The organism is Pectobacterium nicotianae, from assembly GCF_023272715.1.
GTDB classification, from domain to species: Bacteria; Pseudomonadota; Gammaproteobacteria; order Enterobacterales; family Enterobacteriaceae; genus Pectobacterium; species Pectobacterium brasiliense.
Genome location: NZ_CP096821.1, coordinates 748,008 through 764,112, shown reverse-complemented (window position 1 = coordinate 764,112; position 16,105 = coordinate 748,008). Strand labels below are relative to the sequence as shown.

The 16,105-nt window shown below is 51.5% G+C and carries 13 protein-coding genes; 7 read left to right on the top strand and 6 right to left on the bottom strand.

The genetic code is table 11. From position 1 onward, the window contains the following. Positions 1–5: 5 nt before the first annotated feature. The 3 genes from MYB54_RS03365 to MYB54_RS03355 are packed head-to-tail and all read left to right on the top strand — an operon-like array spanning position 6 to position 2,084. Positions 6–686, top strand: a complete 681-nt coding sequence (locus tag MYB54_RS03365; protein ID WP_205605172.1) for an amino acid ABC transporter permease — start codon at positions 6–8, stop codon at positions 684–686. After that, on the top strand, positions 683–1,408 hold the full coding sequence (locus tag MYB54_RS03360; protein ID WP_039283380.1) for an amino acid ABC transporter ATP-binding protein: 726 nt from the start codon (positions 683–685) through the stop codon (positions 1,406–1,408). The genes MYB54_RS03365 and MYB54_RS03360 overlap by 4 nt, the downstream gene beginning before the upstream one ends. 1 nt (position 1,409) lies before the next feature. Next, complete coding sequence (locus MYB54_RS03355; RefSeq protein WP_014916616.1) at positions 1,410–2,084, top strand: amino acid ABC transporter permease; 675 nt, start codon at positions 1,410–1,412, stop codon at positions 2,082–2,084. Between the two features lie 85 nt (positions 2,085–2,169). Here the strand turns inward: MYB54_RS03355 and yacL are convergent, their stop codons facing one another. Together yacL and acnB are read right to left on the bottom strand one after the other, a co-directional pair. Next, a complete protein-coding gene (gene yacL / locus MYB54_RS03350) occupies positions 2,170–2,529 on the bottom strand; it encodes a protein YacL (RefSeq protein ID WP_039283384.1) in 360 nt (119 codons plus the stop codon). A 205-nt stretch (positions 2,530–2,734) separates the two neighbouring features. Next, entirely contained in the window at positions 2,735–5,332 is a 2,598-nt protein-coding gene (gene acnB, locus MYB54_RS03345) for a bifunctional aconitate hydratase 2/2-methylisocitrate dehydratase (RefSeq protein ID WP_100018553.1), read from the bottom strand. A gap of 445 nt (positions 5,333–5,777) precedes the next feature. Between acnB and MYB54_RS03340 the strand changes: the two genes are divergently transcribed. Then, complete coding sequence (locus tag MYB54_RS03340) at positions 5,778–6,284, top strand: DUF3060 domain-containing protein (RefSeq protein WP_205541058.1); 507 nt, start codon at positions 5,778–5,780, stop codon at positions 6,282–6,284. Positions 6,285–6,462: 178 nt separating this feature from the next. Continuing rightward, a complete protein-coding gene (locus tag MYB54_RS03335) occupies positions 6,463–6,774 on the top strand; it encodes an ArsR/SmtB family transcription factor (protein WP_039317193.1) in 312 nt (103 codons plus the stop codon). 108 nt (positions 6,775–6,882) lie between these two features. Here MYB54_RS03335 and MYB54_RS03330 read toward each other — a convergent pair whose 3' ends face one another. Next, positions 6,883–9,177, bottom strand: a complete 2,295-nt coding sequence (locus MYB54_RS03330) for a TonB-dependent siderophore receptor (protein WP_248721493.1) — start codon at positions 9,175–9,177, stop codon at positions 6,883–6,885. Positions 9,178–9,600: 423 nt separating this feature from the next. On the opposite strand from MYB54_RS03330, the gene MYB54_RS03325 reads away from it, so the two are divergent. Beyond that, positions 9,601–10,584 (top strand): helix-turn-helix transcriptional regulator, encoded by a 984-nt coding sequence (locus MYB54_RS03325; protein WP_014916622.1) that lies wholly within the window; start codon positions 9,601–9,603, stop codon positions 10,582–10,584. 107 nt (positions 10,585–10,691) lie between these two features. After that, positions 10,692–12,020, top strand: a complete 1,329-nt coding sequence (locus MYB54_RS03320) for an MmgE/PrpD family protein (RefSeq protein ID WP_180789319.1) — start codon at positions 10,692–10,694, stop codon at positions 12,018–12,020. 117 nt (positions 12,021–12,137) lie between these two features. Here the strand turns inward: MYB54_RS03320 and MYB54_RS03315 are convergent, their stop codons facing one another. The 3 genes from MYB54_RS03315 to MYB54_RS03305 form a co-directional block, all read right to left on the bottom strand. Beyond that, complete coding sequence (locus MYB54_RS03315; RefSeq protein WP_014916624.1) at positions 12,138–13,850, bottom strand: hypothetical protein; 1,713 nt, start codon at positions 13,848–13,850, stop codon at positions 12,138–12,140. A 238-nt stretch (positions 13,851–14,088) separates the two neighbouring features. After that, the gene (locus tag MYB54_RS03310) at positions 14,089–15,267 is read right to left on the bottom strand and encodes a dienelactone hydrolase family protein (protein ID WP_205559624.1); all 1,179 of its coding nucleotides are present in this window, start codon (positions 15,265–15,267) and stop codon (positions 14,089–14,091) included. A 167-nt stretch (positions 15,268–15,434) separates the two neighbouring features. Further along, positions 15,435–16,058, bottom strand: coding sequence for a hypothetical protein (locus MYB54_RS03305; RefSeq protein ID WP_039466062.1), 624 nt, complete (start codon positions 16,056–16,058; stop codon positions 15,435–15,437). Between the last annotated feature and the right edge of the window lie 47 nt (positions 16,059–16,105).

The following is a 16,105-nucleotide window of genomic DNA, read 5'->3' as shown; positions in this document are numbered from 1 at the left end:
AAACGATGTCATCACAAGATATGATAAACATCTATTATTTCTTGTTTGAAGGTGTCAAATACACGCTCATCGTTACATTGACGTGTTTTGCATCAGCCTTGGTTATTGGATTAACCGTCGCCGTGTTACGGCGACTGGTTTTTCCCTCGGTGAAGAACATACTGGATATTCTGGTCTTCATTTTTCGTGGTATTCCCGTTTTAATCGCCGTTTTCCTCGTTTATTTCGGCCTTCCGGCAATAGGCCTGAGCATTCCCCCCCTGCTTGCCATGAACATTAGCATTGGATTAATCAGCGGGAGTTATCTTGCGGAAGTGTTCCGCGGTGCACTTCAATTGGTTGATCCATCAGAGATTACCGCCGCCAAGACCGCAGGTTTAGGGAAATTACAAATTATAAGATACATCGAGCTACCGCAAATGCTCCGCTTTTCTGTTCCTGGGGTAGCCAACGAATTCTCATCGGTATTAAAAGCCACACCTTTTGCCTACACCGTTGGCATACCGGAAATCACCAAGCAGGCCATGTCTCTGACCGCAGTCACGATGAACGGTCTGGTCATTTATACGCTGGCGGCAATACTTTATTTTCTTATTTACAAATTATCTATTATTGCCGTAAGGCGGCTTGAAATGAGATTTCAGGTAACGAGCGATGGCTTGAAAAATCAGGGTGGCAATAGATGACATTAATAGAATTACGCGAGGTCAGTAAGACACTCGGTAGCAAAAAGGTGCTGGATAATCTCAATTTACAGATTGAGCATGGCGAAATAAAAATCGTCATGGGCCCATCTGGCTGTGGCAAAACGACGCTGCTGCGCTGTCTGGCCCAGCTTGAAAGCCCGGATACAGGTAATATATTTTTTCATGGTCATAACGTTACCGATAAAAAATTTAATATTCTCGATTTCAGGAAAAAAATTGGATTTGTTTTTCAGAACTATGCGCTATACCGCCATCTGAACGTTATGGACAATATTACTCTGGCGCTGCGTAAAGTATTTAACGTCTCAGAACGCGATGCCAGAACTAAAGCCTTATATGAACTGGAAAGGCTGGGTATGGAGGAGCACAGTATGAAATACCCTTCACAGCTCTCTGGCGGCCAGCAACAGCGCGTTGCTCTCATCCGTGCTCTGGTCACCGATCCTGAAATTATTGTGTTTGATGAGCCGACATCCGCCCTCGACCCGCTCATGACCCGTGAAGTGGGTTCGCTCATTAAGCAGCTTCACCGGCGGAAAGTCACCATATTATGCGTCACTCACGATATACGTCTGGCTAAGCAGCTTTGCGACAGAGTGACCTTCCTAAATTATGGCAGGATCCGGGCCGAAGGATCTTTCGCAGAGCTGTCAGCCCTCAATGGCGAACCGGATATTCATTATTTTTTTGGAGAAAAATAATATGCTTGCCGGATGGATGAGTTTTTATCACGAGCTGATAGAGCAGCTCCCACTGGTGCTTGACGGAATCGGCGAGACAGTAAAGCTGGCGATAGTGGTTTCTCTCACGGGCTTTTTCTGGGGCATTGTTATTTTTTTTCTGAGTATCAGCAACCGACCAGCCGTTAAAAAGCTAACAGAAATATATATGGATTTCTTTATCGGCACGCCATTAATTCTTATTTTATTTGTCATGTATTACGGCTTGCCACAAATCGGTATTAACTTATCGCCTTTCGCTGTCGCGGTAACGGGATTTACCCTTAATATCGGGGCTTATAACGCCGCCTATATGACAACCGCTTACAATTCCCTGAACAAGTACGAAGCAGAGGCGGCCGTCGTACAAGGGTTTAGTCAATGGCAAATATTTCGCTTAATGATATTGCCTCAGGTATTAATCACCTCAGTGCCTGCCCTGACTAATCAGGTCATTAATAATATCAAGGACAGCACCATCGCTTTTCTCATCCAGTACACTGAATTTTTTTCCCGCATTCAGGAGGTCGCGGCAACTAACTTTGAGTTTTTCAGTGCCTACCTGTTTGCTGCGCTGGTTTACTTAGTGCTGATTTCTTTTATTGTGCTGCTGTCCAGAATCATTGAACGCAAGCTGCTTGTTCTCACTCAGGCCTAACCTGACAGGTACCGATGATTGATGCAGATAACGGTCAACGGTTCCCCGCGTACTGATTCCAGCACGCTTTTCCTTAACCGTTCTGTCAATGCAGGACGAAATCGCGGTACTTTTCCACCAGCGTCAGAAAATCATCCAGACCGCATAAAGACAGGCTCTCTTCGTCGTAATAACTCATGCCTTCTTCCAGCTCATCGGTGGTGAAAGACAGCTGATTTGCCTGCACCATCACTTCTTCTTCATCCAGCAACAGCGTGTATTCATGCCCCACGCGCCGCCACTGTCGTTCGCTGCCTGCGACGGAACGCGCCGCCTCTTCAACGTCAGTCAAGATCGTCAGCTGGCCTTTCACTTCTTCATTGAACCAGTGTCCGATCGCTTCATGTCCCATCGACATACGAACGATGACCTGGCCCGTCACATCCCGCAAAAATTCATAGTCCATGATGCCATCCTCACTGTGATGTTTCTTTTGTTCAGTTTAGTCGCCTCTGCCCCCTCTCGTCGTGATACACCTTCACCTTTCATGCTGCAAAGGCACGATGCCAACCGCCAATGCACAGGCAGCGTGAGGTATGACGCGTATAAAACGGGCAGAAAAAAAGGAGGCACAAGGCCTCCTTCGGTGTAGAGATGCGAACTATAGCGAGTTAGACCGCCGTCTGGAAGATCACGCTATCCGCTTTCTCGGTATATTGACCTAACTGGTCAAAATTCAGATAGCGATAGGTGTCCTGCGCGGTTTTATCCACCTGCGACATGTAGGTCTGGTACTCTTCTGAGGTCGGCAAACGACCCAGCAGCGACGCAACCGCAGCCAGTTCGGCAGAGGCCAGATACACGTTAGCGCCGGTTCCCAAACGGTTCGGGAAGTTACGCGTCGACGTGGAAACGACCGTTGCACCATCCGCTACGCGTGCCTGGTTACCCATGCACAGCGAGCAACCTGGGATCTCAATACGCGCGCCGCTCTTACCAAACACGCTGTAGTAGCCTTCTTCGGTCAGCTGTGCCGCATCCATCTTGGTCGGCGGCGCAACCCACAGGCGGGTCGGCAGTTGGCCTTTGTGGCTATCCAGTAGTTTACCTGCTGCACGGAAGTGACCGATGTTGGTCATACAGGAACCGATGAAGACTTCATCAATCTTCTCGCCCTGCACGTCAGACAACCAGCGCGCATCGTCTGGATCGTTCGGCGCACACAGGATCGGCTCTTTGATGTCGGCCAGATCGATGTCGATCACTGCGGCGTACTCGGCATCGGCATCCGCTTCCAGCAGTTGTGGATCGGCCAGCCATTTTTCCATGCCCTGAATACGACGTTCCAGCGTACGACGATCGCCGTAGCCTTCGGAGATCATCCACTTCAACAGCACGATGTTGGAGTTCAGATACTCAATGATCGGCGCTTTATCCAACTTGATCGTACAGCCAGCCGCAGAACGCTCCGCCGAGGCGTCGGTCAGTTCAAACGCCTGCTCGACTTTCAGATCCGGCAGACCTTCGATTTCCAGAATACGACCGGAGAAGATGTTCTTCTTGCCTTTCTTCTCAACGGTCAGCAGGCCTTGCTTGATGGCATACAGCGGGATGGCGTGAACCAGATCGCGCAGAGTAATGCCCGGCTGCATTTTGCCTTTGAAACGCACCAGAACAGATTCCGGCATATCCAGCGGCATCACGCCCGTCGCGGCAGCAAACGCCACCAGACCGGAGCCCGCAGGGAAAGAGATACCGATTGGGAAACGAGTATGGGAGTCACCGCCCGTACCGACGGTATCCGGCAGCAGCATACGGTTCAGCCAGGAGTGGATAACACCATCGCCCGGACGCAGTGAGACGCCGCCACGGTTCATGATGAAATCAGGCAGCGTGTGGTGCGTGGTCACGTCAACCGGCTTCGGATAGGCCGCAGTGTGACAGAATGACTGCATCACCAGATCGGCGGAGAAGCCCAGACAGGCCAGATCTTTCAGCTCATCACGGGTCATTGGCCCGGTGGTGTCCTGTGAACCGACAGACGTCATCTTAGGTTCGCAGTACTCGTCAGGGCGAATACCCGCAACGCCACAGGCACGTCCCACCATTTTCTGCGCCAGTGAGAAGCCTTTCTTGCTGACTTCAACCGCTTTGGAAATACGGAACACGTCGCTGTGCGGCAAGCCCAGTGACTCACGCGCTTTAGAGGTCAGACCGCGGCCGATAATCAGTGGAATACGGCCACCGGCACGCACTTCATCCAGTAAGACGTCGGTCTTCAGCGCAAACGTCGCCAGCACTTCATTGGTGTCGTGGCGGCGTACTTCGCCTTCATACGGGTAAATGTCGATCACATCGCCCATATTCAGATCGTTCACATCAACTTCGATCGGCAGCGCACCGGCATCTTCCATGGTGTTGAAGAAGATCGGGGCGATCTTACCGCCCAGCACCACACCACCACCGCGTTTGTTCGGGACATAAGGAATATCTTCGCCCATGAACCACAGCACGGAGTTGGTTGCCGATTTACGCGACGAACCGGTACCGACAACGTCACCGACGTAAGCCAGCGGGAAGCCTTTCTTATTCAGTTCTTCGATCTGTTTGATCGGGCCCACGGCGCCAGGTTGATCGGGATCGATACCCTCACGGGCGTTTTTCAGCATCGCCAGCGCGTGCAGCGGGATGTCAGGGCGTGACCAGGCATCAGGTGCCGGAGACAAGTCATCCGTGTTGGTTTCACCGGTGACTTTAAAGACGGTAACGGTAATTTTTTCCGCCAGTTTCGGGCGGGACAGGAACCACTCGGCATCAGCCCAGGATTGAATCACTTTCTTGGCGTGCGCATTGCCTGCTTTCGCCTTTTCTTCTACATCGTAGAAGTTATCAAACATCAGCAGCGTGTGGGACAGCGCTTCGGCGGCGATCGGTGCCAGCTTGTCGTTGTCTAACGCATCAATCAGCGGATGAATGTTGTAGCCCCCTTGCATGGTGCCCAGCAGCTCGATCGCTTTTTCCTGGGTGACCAAGGGGGAAGTGGCTTCGCCTTTGGCGACGGCAGCCAGAAAACCGGCCTTCACGTAGGCGGCTTCATCAACGCCGGGGGGGACACGGTTAATCAGCAGGTCAAGCAATACTTCTTCTTCGCCCGCCGGGGGATTCTTGAGTGACTCAACCAGCGCGGCCATCTGCGTGGCATCTAACGGTTTAGGAACAATCCCCTGCGCAGCCCGGTCGGCTACGTGCTTACGATATTCTTCTAGCACGACGTTCTCCTCGCTCTCATTGTCTTCATTATGCCCGGCGCTCTTGTTCCCGCTTGTGGTGTCCATGCCTGGGTGCCAGCGTGTGGATGTAAGGTAGTAGAGTGTCCGGTCCAGCCTCGTCAGCATATCAGGATTTGAATTGATTGTTAATTCGTTCACATAATAGCAACATTAATTTTTATTCAACTATGCTATGTGCCCAATTTCACTATCACTAAAAAATGCCGACATCAGCAGAATAGCATGTCCCTGACGGCACACACTAACTATGCTGAGTTAACCACATAATAGGTAAGTTTTTAACAACATAGCGCGATTAATCATCGTTTGATGGCGTAGCGATAATCAGAATGTTCGCAATAGAGTCGGGAAAAGTGTTAACAGATGATAGGTGCCTTTACGGCAACGATGCCGGATGACCTCTTTGATAACAGGAAAAAACGCCATGAAGATAACACGGTATCTGCCAATGGTTTTCGTCTCTGCTTTCGCGTTCACCGCATCCGTCTATGCCGCCCCCATCGATCTGGAGGGTATCGGTTTAACACGCGATATTCCTTGTAATGGCAATAATGTCAATATTTCAGGCAACGGCAACAACATCGTACTGACAGGCAAATGTGCCACGATTTCCGTCGCGGGCTCTGAGCACAACATCACGTTCGATACCGCGACCTCGCTTATCGTGACCGGTGCAGAGATTGCCGCCACAGGTCAATCGACGGGTGACCTGACTGTCGCCGCGTATAAAAACACCATCCGCACGAACATTTTTTCCGAGGATAAACCCGCAAAAGTGAATGTGACGGGTACGGAACATCATCTCGATCTGGATTTTAAAGGCCCTGCCGTTGTTTCCTTCAATGGCATCAGCAACCGCCTCTCATGGGGAGGAACAGAACCGAAACTCTCTTCCAGCGGTGCCAATAACGTCATCAAACAAAAGCCCTAATTTGCTGCGTTTATTCCTCTGAAAGATGCCTGATAAACGGCCGCACGTCACATCGCACAGGCTCCGTTATAAGCTGTTTTATCGATGTCAGTCATTATCCTCGCTCGAATCCGAGGGTATGATAAGCTCAATATATTAGGTATCACTAAACTAGTCAGTTACGCAGGATGGTAGGAACATGGCGTTGAGCAATTCGGATCGAGAATTCATGCAGGACGGTGCAGCAAAAGCAGCGGCTATGCTGCGCGCAATTGGCAATGAAAACAGGCTACTGGTGCTTTGCCTGCTTATCGAGCACGGCGAAATGTCAGTTGGCACGCTGCTTGAACACATCCCGCTGAGCCAATCCGCCCTCTCGCAGCATCTGGCAAAAATGCGTGAAGAAGGGTTGATTAGCTATCGGCGCGAATCACAAACGCTGTACTACCGCATCGAAAATCAGGACGTGGAAAAAATCGTCGCCACCTTAAAAGGCATTTTCTGTCCCTGATAGCGGCAACGGCCCGCAGGGTGAAGGCCAAGGATGGCACGCAATAAAAAAAACGCCACGGCACAATGGCACCGTGGCGTTCGCGATTCAGTATGACGGATATAAAACTTAGAACGACGTATTCACGCTGACAAAGAAAGTCCGTCCCGGTTCGTTATAGGTTGCCGCACCGGCACCCGCAATGGTAACCACGTTATTGTTCACCACATCCTGCGCATTACCCGCGCGGAACAGGCGTTTATCAAACAGGTTATCGACACCACCGGTCACGCTCAGGTTCTTGTTAAACTTATAGGTACTGCTTAACCCGAACAGCGCATAAGGGCTTAACTCATTGGTTGCGCTACCCGTTACGCGCTCACCTTTGTAGTTATATTTCTTCGGCTTCTGACGACCATACCAGGTCACATCGGCCAGGAAGGAAAGGTTCTCCGTTGCCTGCCAGTCCACTGATGAGTTCAGGGTAAACTCCGGCGTAATCGACAGATAATCGCCCGTGGTTTTATTTTTCGATTCCAGCATCCAGGTCAGGTTGTTACGCCAGTTGATGCTTTCCGTAACAGGAACGGTCAGGTTACCTTCCAGTCCCTGAATAACGGCTTTCGGTACATTGCCCCACTGGAAGATGTTGGCATTAGCATATTGGGAATTGGTTCCGCCCACCGCTTTACCGATGACATTATTGCCTGCTTCAATTTTGTTACGGTAATCGTTATGGAAGTAGGTAATACCCGCGATCAACCCATCGCGATGAAACTCCAAACCAATCTCTTTATTCAGGCTGGTTTCCGCCTTCAGGTCTTCATTGCCGATCAGGTAGCAAGACGTGCCGCCAGCACAGCCCTGTCCACGGCTATAGAGGAGATAATTCTCGTTAGTTTGGTACAGGTTCGGCGCTTTGTAAGCACGAGCAATACCTAACTTCAGCGTATAGTCATCATCCAGTTCCTGCGACAGGTTGAGCGACGGGCTCCAGTTGGTGCCTGCCGTGCTGTGATGATCGACACGTAACGCCGGCGTCAACACGGTGCTGTCCGTCAATTGGACGTTATCTTCCACAAAGGCAGAAGCCAGACGAGCCGCGGATTTCTCACTACGACCGCTGCTGCTCAGCGAACCCACACTGCCCGCTTCGGTTGTCGTCTGCGTGTTCGACACCGGATCCGTCATCTTCTGCTCGTTCCACTCAACCCCGAACGTGAGTACCTGATCGACCCAGAGATTCAGCGGAAGATTCACTTCATTGTGCGCAGTGAAATTATCCAGTTTTATCGTGCCATATTGGTTCGGACTATTGGTATCAAAAATCCCTTCTAAACCGCCAGACAGCCCTTCAAGGATACGGGTATTGTGCGTACGTTCGTATTGTAGATACGACGTAGAACTGACGCCGCTGTCCCAGTAGCCGCGATGCGTGACCGCAAAGTTCTGGCGGTACATGCGGTTCGTTTCCTTGCCATAATTACTCACGACAAGCGGGTTGGTGTTGGTATTTTGCGAATCGCCCGCATAGATATTGCCCTGACGGCTGGAACCCGCTTCGAATTCCAGCGACTGCTGCTTGGTCATATCCCAGCGCAACAGGCCGTTGATATCTTTATTACGCACCCCTTCGCGCCCGGAAGGTAGTGAAGCTGACTGATTACCCGCACGTGCGGACTGATGCCCTTGGTTAATATCACGCGCATCAGCTTGGGTTTTGTTCAGATTACCAAACAGACGGAAGCTCAGACTGTCAGTCAGGCCGCCCATCAGGCTGAAATCGGTACGCTTGGTTGCGCCTTCTGAACTATGCTCTGGCGCGTTCAGGAAGGTATTCCAGGTGCCGTGCCATTCTTGCGTCGGCTGTTTGGTGATGATGTTAACCACCCCGCCTGCTGCGCCGTTACCATAGCGCGCCGCGGCTGGACCGCGCAGCACTTCAATACGCTCGACCATATCGGCAGGAACCCAGTTGGTGTCACCGCGAGTATCACGCTCGCCGCGCCAGCCGTAACGCACGGCTGTACGGCTCGACACGGGCTTGCCATCCACCAGAATCAGTGTATTTTCCGGTCCCATGCCGCGGATATCGATCTGGCGGTTGTTACCGCGCTGGCCGCTGGTTGAGTTACCGGACAGGTTGACGCCCGGCATGGTGCGAATCAGATCGGAGAGATCGTTAGCGGGCGGACGCTTGCTGATATCTTCAGCCGTAATCACCGACACGCCCGGAGCCTGACGGGTTTGCTCAGCAGCCGTCACCACCATCGTATCGCCCGATGCTTTACTTTCGGCCTGATTCTGCACCTGAGGGGCAGGTTCTGTTGAAGGCGAGGTCTGCGCAGCGCTCAGAAACGACGTCATCCCGCAGCTAACGCCAATGAGCGTCGCCAGATAACGACGCGATTGTGGTAGTTTCATCAAAATTATCCTGCCCTGTAAGAAATGAATAAGTAGCCTGAAAAAGGATCAACATCGCAGCCGGTACAGCGACACCTAACGACAATCAGCAAAAACGCTGAATAACGGCGGAGATAAAACGCGCAAACGTGGCGGTTATCGGGGAGAAGCGTCATGCCAACGGCATCACGTCGTGTTGTTATGAAATGCTGTGTGTAATCAATCAGCCCTTTTCTCCGCATTGCCGGAAATGGAAAATGCATTTATCGTGCAGTGTGATGTCCTCAACGAAAAATGCTATTGAGAAGTATTTGCATTACCATTTTGGCGCGGTCATTGTTACATTTGTCATTCAGGACGGGGTTTGCTCTAGCAGCAAAATGTTTTGCCAAAGCATCAAAATGGAAGGCGCAGGTCGAAGGGTTTAATCAGGTAGGTAATCACGTGCGCAGCTTCACTCAGTCATCAAAGCCGATCTATAAAGATCACATCGTTCAGCAATCGAGTCTGGTCGCGAATAATTACCGTTTTATCGGCCCCCGGCTGATCGATAACACGCCGGTGCTATTCGGGTCGTTCACTGTCGTACAGCTCAATCCCCATCTGATCCTGCATACCGCGGATGTGATTAATCGCCACAACATGAAAACCCAAAACCTGCTGGATGGTGCCATCAAGCTGGCCATCGTAGTGAGCGGCAATGCGCACATCTCATTTGGTCATCAGGAACTGCATCTGGGAGAGAAGCAGCCCGCCTCGCTGATTGCGCTGACGGAGCCGACGATGTTTACCCGCATCGGCAAGCGCGATGAATATGAGCGAACGATTACGCTGACGTTCGACAGGGAATGGCTGTACGGCAATATGATGGACACCGTTGGCGACTGGCAGGCTATCCACGATTTCACGCAGACCCATCTGGCGACACACCTGTGGACACCGTCCCGGCAGGCGCTGGCGATTGCTTTACAGACGCTGGATGCCGAACCTTGTCAAACGCCGCTCCAGCGCCTGTATCTGGAAATGCAGTGTATGAGCCTGATTATCGAGGCGTTTACCTCATTGACCGCCAGCGTCGCGCAGGAGAAAAGTAGCGGTGTTACCCTGCGCAGCTACCATCGCATTCAACAGGTCAGAGATATGCTGGAAAGCGGCAGCGCCGACCATCTTTCGATGAGTGAAATCGCTAAAAGCGTCAACATGAGTGAAAGCACGCTACAGCGCCATTTTCGTCAGACGTTCAATATGAGCGTGTTTGAATACCTGCGTAACTGCCGTTTGCAGCGCGCTATGCTGGCCTTGCAGAAAGACGGGATCGGTATTGCCCAAGCCGCCAGCATCGCCGGTTACAACAGCCCCGCCAACTTTGCCACCGCTCTGCGTCGTGCGTTCGGTATCACGCCGGGGCAGCTAAAAGACCGCTTCTGATTCTCAATCACTAATAACCAAATGGAATTTATTATTCCGTTTGGTTATTAATCGCTCTTCAGCGATGCGCAGTAAATTAGTGTTTTTCTGCCAGCACATGACTATCCATGACCAATCAGACTGATATCACCGCAACGCTTGCCCACCATATCATCCATAGCGAACCTAATCAGGAAGCGATTGATGCCGCCCGTAACGGGGTGACTGACTTCGTTTCCACCGCACTTCCCATCGTACAAGGTGCGATTGCCGATAGCGGGCTTGCGCCGTTAAAGCAGGTCTTCAGCGGTACGGACAGCCTGACGCGTAGCCTGATTCTGGGTTATGCCGGTCACGTATTGGATTTTGACGATTACCATCCTGCGTTTCGCGGCCACCCCAGTACCGTCATTCTGCCTGCCCTGTTTGCCCTGGCTGCAGAAGATTCCTCCGTCACGGAAGAGGCATTTTTGACGGCGTATGTGATCGGTGTGGAAGCCGCAGGCAGAATCGGGCTGGCATGCGGCCCGCGTCATTACAGCCTCGGCTACCACAACACGGCGACGCTCGGCGCTATCGCCGCCGCTGCCGCTGCTGCACGTCTGGCTGGTGCTTCGGTAGAACAGACGCAAACCATTCTTGGTATGGCGGCCACGCAGGCCGCAGGGCTGCGGGCGCAGTTTGGTTCAGCGGTCAAACCGCTACATGCTGGGCTTTCCGCCAGAGCGGGGCTAACCGCCGTCAAGCTGGGCTTAGCGGGCTTTGAGGGCAACGAACAGCAGGTGATTGACGACTTTCTTGCAGCACACGGCGATCAAAAACAGCAGCCGGAGCTGCTGGTTGAAAACTGGGGCGCGCCGTGGCGTATGTTGACTCCCGGTCTGGAGTTCAAGCGCTACCCAACCTGTGGCGGCACCCACAGCGCTGCCGAAGCCGCGTTTGCCCTGCGGGAACAGTGGCATCAGCAGAATGGTGCGGATGCCGATCTGGCTGATGCCATCGAACAGATCACGGTGACTTTCCCGCCGGGCGGCGATGTTGCTCCCTTTATCCGTAACGCGACAAACGGTGTAGAAGCCCGGTTCAGCCTGGAATATGTGATTGCGGCGGCACTGATTGAAGGGGAGCTAAAGCTGGCTCATTTTTCAGAGGCCCCGGTTGAAACCACGATCGCCGCGCTGGCGAACCGCGTCATACGCCGCGCCGATGAAACCGCGCCACCCGATGAGCTTGACCCAGAGGCGCGCTTTCATGAGGTGACGCTGTACTTACGTAACGGCAGCACGCTAATCCAGCGCACCACACGTCAGGAAACCTCGGCACGCCCTACCGATCTCCGCGCCAAGCTGCGGCAAACGATCGGTTCGCTGGCGCATCTCGACAGCAACCGAATCGCTGACCGCTGCGCATTACGGCAGGAAGGCGATCTACGCTATTTGCTTGGGCTGTTGTTTTAACAAGGTACTGTTTTAACAAGATTCTGGTTTTAGCGGGATGCTGGGATGTGAGTTGCTGTCGATAACCCTCATTATCGACAGCACGATTACTGGTAATCATCTCGCCGCCAGATCGGCTTAATCCGCCTGATGGGAAAGCCATTTCCCTTTTTCATCAAATACCGTCACGCCCGGCACTCTGGAGTAATTCCCTTCCCCCTCCGATTTATAGTGGGTCGCCAGTATATGGGGAGCGCGATAGTCAAAATTGAAATAGCCATCATCAGGATTCTTGACGATCAGCTTGCCCGTGCTGTCGATAAGACCTTCTTCTACCTTGAAGTAGCGATTATCAAGGTTGTTTTTAAAAGATGTCGCTTCGCCATACGTAAACAGGTTCTTTTTCTCTTGCGCGGAAATAGCCGGGAATCGCGTCACATCAAGCTGACGTAATACATGCAGGAACATCAGGCGTTCCAGCGGCGTGCCTGCATCTTTCGGGACTAAAAATTGTAATGTGAGTCCACTTCCCACATTCACATCGTATTCATAGCCGACAAACGCGCTGTCGCCATAAATAAAAAGGTTATCAACTTCTTTACCTTCGGGGACGATCTCTTTGGTTTCAGCCATGAGTTCAGGAATCGACTGAGTAGCTACCTTAAAATAAACATCGTACTTAAACACTTCCGACGGGAATCGTATTTCAATGCGCGTTTTTGACATGCTCCGTTTAATAAAGCGCTCAGGCTTTTCCATACGCTGTCCGAGTGCTTTCCAGATAGCCTGATGCATTTCCGCGATAGCAAATTCATCAGCGATCTTTACGCCATACTTCGCTTCCAATTCCGGCTGAGATAATGCCAAATCGAACATCGACAATGCCTGCTCGCCGCGGTAACGTTCATCCATCGTACGCAGTACCGCAAACGCATTGGCTAACGCGACGGTGTCCCCAGCATTCGCTAACCCGATAAAGTAGCGCTGCTTAGCCTCATCATATTGAAAATAGACGGCTTCCAATTTGCCCTGTTGATTATCATATGCCGCACCGTTTTCCGATTGGAATAACACGCCTTTTTGCCCCTCCAGCCACGATGCCAGATTAAAATCCTCTTTTGCCGCGCTAACGGTAAACAGGTCAAAGTCGGTGTTATGCTGCTTATCCCGATAGGAATAGATCTGCGTGTCTTTATTTTCCCGATCGATAAGCAGACGTCCCATTCTGCGCACATAACTCCCGTGTTCCCATAAACTCAGCTTGTCGAACATGGCAAACGGCAGCTTAATCGTAAAGTCGTCTTCAGGATAAAAAGGGATACCGGGGAAATCATCCATCGGCGCGCGATTAAATACCGCCTTCTCTTCAAGAAGCCGCGCCTGATAGGCTTTTTTATGTTCTTCAAAACGCTGCTGGATTTTGAGTAAACCGGGTGACTGTTCTTCCGTCTTTTTCAAGACCATGGTGATTTCACAATAATAAAACGCACAGGCAGCGCTTTTATCCGATACGAACGTAACCGTGTTTTTCCCGGTGATGTTTAGCGTGTGCCACATACCGTTGACCCGTATACGGTTGTCTTTCATCTCCTCGGTATATTCGCCATCCTCGCTGTAGTAACTCACCTGCGTCGGCGTCAGATTAAAATAGAGGTCATTTTTAATGCTCTTGAGGTTTTTTGCGATATGTTCCTGAAGGTTATCTCTGTTTTTATTGGCTTCAGGATTTTTACTGTTATCAAACACTACGCTGATATCTTCAACCAGATATTTCCCCTCGCTCAGGGTTTCTTCTCCGTTACAGCCCGACAGCCATAAGGCCATCATGATAATACCCAGGTATTTCTTCATCACTTCATCCCTGTAAAATTAAAAAGCCTCTGAGTGCCGCGGCACGCAGAGGCGAGTCATGCATCAGTAAGCTGATGTTATCAAAAAACTTATTGCACTCGTCATACTTCAAGTTGCATGTGTGTTGGCTACGGTCACTCACCCGAATCACTTACCTGAGTAAGCTCATCGGGATTCCTTCCCTTGCCGCCTTCATGAAACTCGAATTATTTAGAGTATATAATGCAGGCGCTGACGGCTAGGGTTTTAGCCATTGGTCCAGAAAGCGAAACACCTCTTCCTGCTGTTCCTGATAGAACACGTGCCCCAGCTCAGGCCAGATTTTGGTTTGCAGCTTGCTGTCTGCCCGTTGGGATTGCCACACCTTGTGCATTTTGGCATAAGCATCCTCAACGGATTGCGTCGGGAACAGTTTGTCCTGGCCGCCGTTAAATAACAACATCGGTTTTGGTGCAGCTACGCTCGCCACATCGGGGAAATCAAAGCGCGTCGGTTGCCCCGGATGCAGCATATAGAATGATGACTGCCCTCTCAGCACATTGTTGCCCGGCGTCATCAGACCGTCATACGTGCCAATCCAGGACACCGCTGCCGTTGCTGCTACCTTGTCGGACAGTGCCGCGAGCTGCCAGGCACGATAGGCACCCATTGAAAAACCCACGACGCCGATGCGTTGTTTATCAACCTGCTCAAGCGATGCCAGAAAGTCCGTCGCCCGCATGTCTTCGTAGGCCATCAGACCCGCGAGTGAGCGCCCCAGATTAAAGAAATTGCTCGCCAGCGCCTGCTGCTGCTCATACTTGATCGGCCCGCGCGATCCCCAACCTAGCGCATCGACAGCCAGCACCACATAGCCCCGCTTCGCCAGCTCATCCCCGACAAAGCGGCCGGTGAAAAACTTATCTGCCCACGCCTGTGCGGAATCGAGCTGTGCGTCATTGCCCCACGGCTTAATCATCTTCTCTTTGCCGATATCAAACTTCGCGCCGTGATCGTGCAGCAGGATCACCGCAGGGTGCGGCCCCGCACTTTTTGGCGTCAGGAGCAACGCGTCTACGCGGCTTTCATCGGTCAAGTTGAAAGCGACTTTCTCCGCTGTATAGCTGCCGCGATCCTGTTTTTCCATCGCCTGCGGCGAAAAGTCTTTAGTCGAATCCGGCGTCAGGAGCAGCGAACGCAGCGTTTTTCTCGACTGGGCTTGCCACTCGCTAAAATCCGTAAAACGCCCAGATAGCCAGGAGTCCGTGTAGGTCATCTGCTGTTTAAGCTGCGGATAAAATGAAGGCAGTCCTTCATCCGTCACCGCCTGATCTGTCGCGGGTTGAATCGTAGGGTTCATATCGTTCGCCATCAGTGAAGGACTAGTCAGCAAAGCCGCCAGTAGCCAGACAGAGGAGCGTAAGGTATTAAGATTCATCATAACCTCAAAAATAAAACGTCGTTTCTTTTTGAGGTTTGATTGTAATTGACGCTGCTAAAAATAAACGGACGGAACGCGCATTCTGCGAAGCCGCAGGCAAAAAAAATCCAGCACCTTTACGGTGCCGGATTATGATTCATCGTAGCAGTATGCGCAAAATGACATCAGGCTACGGATTCACCTCGTTTACGTTCAGCCACCAGCACAACCCCTTTTCGCGATTCATTCGGTGCAAGGCTCCAGATATCGCTTTCGGGAATACTGCGACCATCATATCGGATTCGTTCTCCGTCATACGGCCAAAACGCACGCTGTTCTGAGTCGAATACAAATACCTGAATACCCACTTCTTTACGCGCCATACGTGCCCACAAGGCTTTCCCACCAGGGAATTGAACGTTATCACTCACCAGCACAATGCCGTCATTAATGAGCGCCTTATACATGGCGCTAGCGACATTGGCGTTTCGTTCACGTTTAGTGACAATCACACCTTCAACCTGAGCAAGAGTGTCATCTACCAGTTGCTGATTTTCGTAATAACCGATGACCGCCAAAATAGTCTCGGTTTCATCATTGCTGTGGCGAGATTTTAGGTCAATCTTTGCGACGACAACATGCCGTAAATCTCCGTTAACGTCATCGGGTTCTCCATATATAGCAACGGCATGATGCCGCTCGTTATGGATATAAATATCCACCGCGCGACCGTTCACACTCGTTTCGCCAATTTTCCGATATTCCCGCGCCATAGTGGCGGGACTATATGACATTGGAAGAATCGCCATATCAAAACTCCCGCTATCGTTGAGTACTGGTGACATTGTAAGCATAG